This is a genomic window from Aquiflexum sp. (genome assembly GCF_041749095.1).
Lineage (GTDB): Bacteria > Bacteroidota > Bacteroidia > Cytophagales > Cyclobacteriaceae > Aquiflexum.
Genome location: NZ_JBGTCA010000094.1, coordinates 1 through 5,199, shown reverse-complemented (window position 1 = coordinate 5,199; position 5,199 = coordinate 1). Strand labels below are relative to the sequence as shown.

The 5,199-nt window shown below is 37.7% G+C and carries 5 protein-coding genes; all 5 read right to left on the bottom strand.

Annotated features, from left to right (window positions below; all coding sequences use genetic code 11):
• The coding region (locus ACEW8O_RS05000) for a two-component regulator propeller domain-containing protein (RefSeq protein WP_373493522.1) at positions 1-1,856 on the bottom strand (1,856 nt) is incomplete at its 3' end.
• Between the two features lie 380 nt (positions 1,857-2,236).
• Complete coding sequence (locus tag ACEW8O_RS04995; protein WP_373493521.1) at positions 2,237-2,878, bottom strand: response regulator; 642 nt, start codon at positions 2,876-2,878, stop codon at positions 2,237-2,239.
• 124 nt (positions 2,879-3,002) lie between these two features.
• Positions 3,003-3,869 carry a helix-turn-helix domain-containing protein gene (locus ACEW8O_RS04990; protein ID WP_373493520.1) on the bottom strand — a complete coding sequence of 289 codons (867 nt, stop codon included), beginning with the start codon at positions 3,867-3,869 and terminating at the stop codon, positions 3,003-3,005.
• Between the two features lie 72 nt (positions 3,870-3,941).
• On the bottom strand, positions 3,942-4,580 hold the full coding sequence (locus tag ACEW8O_RS04985) for a response regulator (protein WP_373493519.1): 639 nt from the start codon (positions 4,578-4,580) through the stop codon (positions 3,942-3,944).
• On the bottom strand, positions 4,573-5,199 hold a 627-nt coding region (locus ACEW8O_RS04980; protein WP_373493518.1), incomplete at its 5' end, for a sensor histidine kinase. The genes ACEW8O_RS04980 and ACEW8O_RS04985, both read right to left, overlap by 8 nt.

Genomic DNA, 5,199 nt, shown 5'->3' with positions numbered 1-5,199 from the left:
ATCCTACCGTCAGGCAGCAACATGGCGGAGTTCCGGTTGTATTCGGTATTGACCAAGCCGTCAGCTTTGGTGAAGTTGGTGAAGGATTTGCTCAAGGTATCAAACCTGGAAAGTCCGTTGCCAGTACCGATCCAAAGGTGTCCCGACTGGTCAAAGGCCATACAATAAATCCTATTATCAATGAGTCCATCTTGCGTACGATAGGTTTTGAATTTACCTGTCTTTTTATTGAAAAATGACAAGCCGTTTCCGGTACCCAACCAAAGATTCCCATTGTCCACAGGAATTACCGCATGCACCCTGTTTGCCGGTATGCTTTCAGATCTGCCCGGCTCGGAAAGCCATTGCTGCGTCTGACCACTAGGGGTATGCAAGGCAATCAATCCTTCACTCTCAGTCCCTATCCAGACGGTATCTCCCTGCTGTGCATATTGAAGGGGAGAAATTTTGGGAAAAACCATTCTGTTATCTGGAATACTCCAAAGTTGATTTGATAATTCAAACTCATCCGGGGGATAAACAAAATATTCATAAGTATTACCATTGGAAATAAACGAATAGGTAAATAGGGTCTTATTTGCATTAGAGTGGAAAAAATCGTGAAGATGTTTACCATTATTTATAATCCAAATTTTCGGATCGCCATGCCTTTTGATATTCAAATATTCCACCAATCCAAAATTCTTGAAAATTTCTTCCCAATGGACTGTTGATAACACTCCTGTTTGCAAATCGAATAAGCTATAGTATAGATCCGTAAAATCATGCTTGATGATCAATCGCTTTTCATCGAATGGATAAATCCCTAGGATAAAGTTGCTAAAGAGTTTTGAGTTTTCCTTTGTAATGGATTTGAACTTGGATGAATTCGGTCTAATATTGGAAATTCCTGCTCTATTCCAAATCCATAGTGTTTTTCCGAGATCGAAAAAATTGACGAGATCTGTTTGATTTAATTCAGGAATTTCCTCCGAAAGGAATCTCGGATTATCTTCATCTTTCTCCCAAATTATAACCCCCTTATCAGTAATAAACCAGGTAAAATCAGGCTGGGTGAGTAGGTAATGGATAGTCATACCCTCAAATTGAGCTAAATATTTTTCACTTACATTTTCTCCCAAAGTATCCTCAACAATCCAATCCATCCCCGACCCATGCCGATACCAGGTGTTTCCTTTACTGTCTGCATTGTATTTGTAATATCCATTTTGATTCCTGTGGGTAACAAAAAAATCTGATCCGACTTTTTGAATATATTCACCTTTCTTGCTTGAGGGTATGACCTCAACCGGAAGTCCATCTACAAAACTGTAAAATTCACGGGTTAAACCGTTGAGTTTAACTATTTCGGAATTTATTTTCCCTTTATTATCTACAAACACCATTGGAATAATTTCAAGTGATTGTCTATCTACCAAATAAAATTTTATCGGATCAACAACATAAAGCTGATCCCCGACGCTTGAAAAAGTGGAGAGTAAATTAGAAGGCTGTGTTTTAAGTGGGGTGAAAATTTTTGAATAAATATCATAGGCACCCATAGGTTGGTCTAGCTTAAGCCAATACCTACCATCTGAAGATTGTACCAGTTGACTGACTATGCCATCAAAGGAAGTTTTCCCATCCATCTCTAGTATGGGGGATTTATAAGCCCTGAACCCGTCAAAATAAAAAAGACCGTTGTAAGTACAGATCCAGATCAGGTCATTCTGATCCCGAAACACCCCATAAATCACCGCACTTTCTATCCCATGGGCCTGTCCCCAAGAGCGGATCTGAATATCGGATTGGGCAGGTGCCTTAGAATACACCAAGCTACAAAAAAACATCCAAGCGATAAAGCATACACTTTTCATTTTATTCCATTTTTAAAAGACGAGTCTATTGGAAAAATTCAGATGAAATAATAATTGGTTTACCTCTAAAAGTACTAATTTTTCTTGAAATAAAAAAAACCACCCATACCACTGGATGGCTTTTATTGAAAAAACATACGAACGAAAAAAAAATTAAGGGTCAATCCCGAAGTACCCGCAAACTGCTTCGTAATCATCAAATTCAAAGCTTTCACTTTTTTTTCATTTGAAGTACTCGGTCATTTATATAAAAGTCCAATTTCTTGATTTAAAAAACTACTCAAAATACCCCAAAAGGAGTATTTCTGAGAAATTGTCTAATTGTTAATTAAAAAATCCCCAGATGAAAAGACCTGGGGACAAAAAAATACCCTTAATAATTAATATCCAGGCTGCTGTCTCATAATGGAAACCAATCCTGTCAAATTCCTGACACCTAACTTTCTGAAAATATTTTTGCGATGGGTCTTTACCGTAAGAGGGCTAAGGTTAAGTTTATCCGCAATCTCATTGCTTTCAAATTGATTGATGATCAATTGGATGATATCCATTTCTCTTTTGGATAAATTGTATTCCTTCACCAGGTTCTCATAGATATCCTTTGTTTCAATCGTCTCAACTGTTGACCCTATGTTATAAAAGAATTTTTCGCCATTCAATACTTTTTCAATAGCCTTTAACAAGACCTCTAAAGGAGAATTTTTTCCTACAAATCCAAATGCCCCCAATTTTTCACAAAGTTTGATAGTAGCGCTTGATTGGTGCATACTGACAATAAGTACCTTTAATTTGGGATAGTTTCTCTGTATATAGCTTAGGCATTGAACTCCATCCATGATTGGCATATTGAGGTCCAAAGTCACCAAATCAGCATTTATATCAGATGAGTCCAGGTAATCCGCCAATTTTTTACCGTTATTGAACTGTTCTAAAATGGTGTAATCGGGATTATTGGATAGGAGGCTTTTAAGCCCAAAGGCAAAAAGACTGTGGTCATCTACAATGATAATTTTCTTAGGCATAGACAGTCAAGGTGATTTCAAGTCCTTATGCTTAAAGTTCTGGCTTTGATGAAATCCAGAACGGAAAGTGAATTCCAAATGTAAGTTTTGAAATCTTCAAAAAATTGTAAAAATGCGAAGCTTTCTATTTCAACCCCTCATATTCCTCCATCAGGTACAGATTGATTCTGATATCAAGCCAGGACGGCGATTGAAGGTATTTTTTTGGAGTGAAACCTGTAAATTCAACAAAATCTTTTATGAAATGAGATTGATCAGAATATCCAAATTTTAGGACTATACCAAAAAAATCACTTTCTGAAGCTTCGTTCAAATGGTTATAAACAGCATGGAACCTTACGATGCGGCAAAATAACTTAGGGCTAAGCCCTATTTTTCTTTTGAAATCCGTTTCCAAGCTCCTTTTACTTCTACCCAACTTTTTTGCCAATTCAGGAACTGCAACTAATCCTTCTGACTGGAATATAAATTCCAATACTGAATCTAACTTGGTATTTTTGAACTTTTCATGGACTCGGTTTAAATGATTTTTTAAAAATTGCTCTATCAATTCTACCTTTTTGGATAGATCAGCCCCACTCCTCAGTTGAATCAATAACTTCTCCGGGAAATCAAAGGTAGCAATTCGAGAAACCGGAGTAATCGCATTGGTGTATTGAGCGACGTCATCCTGGAGAAATGTATATAAGCCAAGAGGTGTAAATACCACAATCGCCAATTTCATAATGCCTTTTGAAGAAACCTTTCCATAAGTTGAGGTTTGTCCAAAAATGACTGGTTCATCAAAAAGCGCAGTCGGAAGTTTGTTTTTTACAATCTCTTGATCCAATATTCTATATTGAAAAGGTTCGCCTAAGGGAATACCCATGGAAGCTGTACCTTTTACAGTCATCAGTGATTCAAATTCACTTTCAAAATTTCCTTCAAGTAAAATGATGCCTGAAACATATTTGGCAATGTCCTGTGAAACCGGATAGAAATTGGTTAGCATGCAATTTTTAGGTGATTGGAATTCCAAGATAAAAAAAATAGGATAATATATTCAGCCTAGAAGATTTAATCCTCAAAACCTCGGCTGTTCTTTCATCAAGGCCACCAAACCGGTCAGGTTTCTCACACCCAACTTTCTAAAAATATTCTTGCGGTGTGTCTTCACCGTTAACGGACTTAAAAATAATTTCTCGGCAATCTCGTTGCTTTCATATTGGTTGAGAATCAGTTGAATGATATCCACTTCCCTATTGGTCAGGTTGTATTCAATCATCAGCTTTTCATAAAATCCCGAACCAGGTTCGGGATTTACTTCCCGAAAGACATCCTGAAAATATTCTCCACCTTCAAGTATTCGCTCTACCCCGTTCAATAAAATATTCAAATGTGAATCTTTAGTGATAAATCCTTTTGCACCCAATCTTTTGCATAGATGGACTGAAGATTCCGTTTGGTGCATACTTACAATGAGAACCTTTACCAAAGGATGGTTTCTTTGCAAATATGTCAACAATTGAATCCCATCCATCACGGGCATATTCAGGTCCAATACCAAAAGATCTGCATTTCCCTCCTTATCAAAAAAAGTTTGGACTTCCTTCCCATTCTTGAAATGGGATACTACCAGGTAATCCGGATTTTTACACAACAAACTTTCCAATCCTGAAGAGAAAAGTTCATGGTCATCCGCTATCAAAATCCGCTTACTCATAGGCTTGATCTACTTTTTCGAAAGGAACAGTGATAATGACTGTTGTACCGAATTTATTCACATCGAAATGCAATTGTCCTTTGAGGTAATCGACTCTTTTATGAAGGTTGGACAGACCCATCCCACCATTGGGGTTTTGTATGAATTCATCAGGAATCCCTTTTCCATTATCCGAGACCATCAGGGTAATGCTGTCATCGAAGCTATCAAAGAACACCTGAATGTCAGCTTCTGAAGCTTCGGAATGCTTGATGATATTGTTCAGCAATTCTTTGATGATCCTGAAAAGATTGATTTTGGTATCTATGTTCAAATAAGGGATATCACCAATATCATAGGAGATTTTGATTTTGTTCTGCACTTTGACCAAATCCAGGACTTCTGAGACCATTGTCTTTAGCCTTTTTTCGGCAGCTTCCAATGGCATCAGTTCATGGGCGATAAACCGGAGGTCATGACAGGCCATCTGCATCAGCTTTTGGGTTTCTTCCAGAGAAGTCTTAGTGTCACTGTGTTCTTTTTGGTTCAAAAGAATGCTATCAATCTTCAATTTGATCATGGCCAGCAACCCGCCCAGGTCATCGTGAAGGTCTTTGGCGATACGCTGCCTTTCCTTTTC

Excerpts from the sequence above, each read along its gene's own strand:
- ACEW8O_RS04995 (WP_373493521.1), bottom strand. The coding sequence starts at position 2,878 with ATGCCTAAGAAAATTATCATTGTAGATGACCACAGTCTTTTTGCCTTT.
- ACEW8O_RS04990 (WP_373493520.1), bottom strand. The coding sequence starts at position 3,869 with ATGCTAACCAATTTCTATCCGGTTTCACAGGACATTGCCAAATATGTT.
- ACEW8O_RS04985 (WP_373493519.1), bottom strand. The coding sequence starts at position 4,580 with ATGAGTAAGCGGATTTTGATAGCGGATGACCATGAACTTTTCTCTTCA.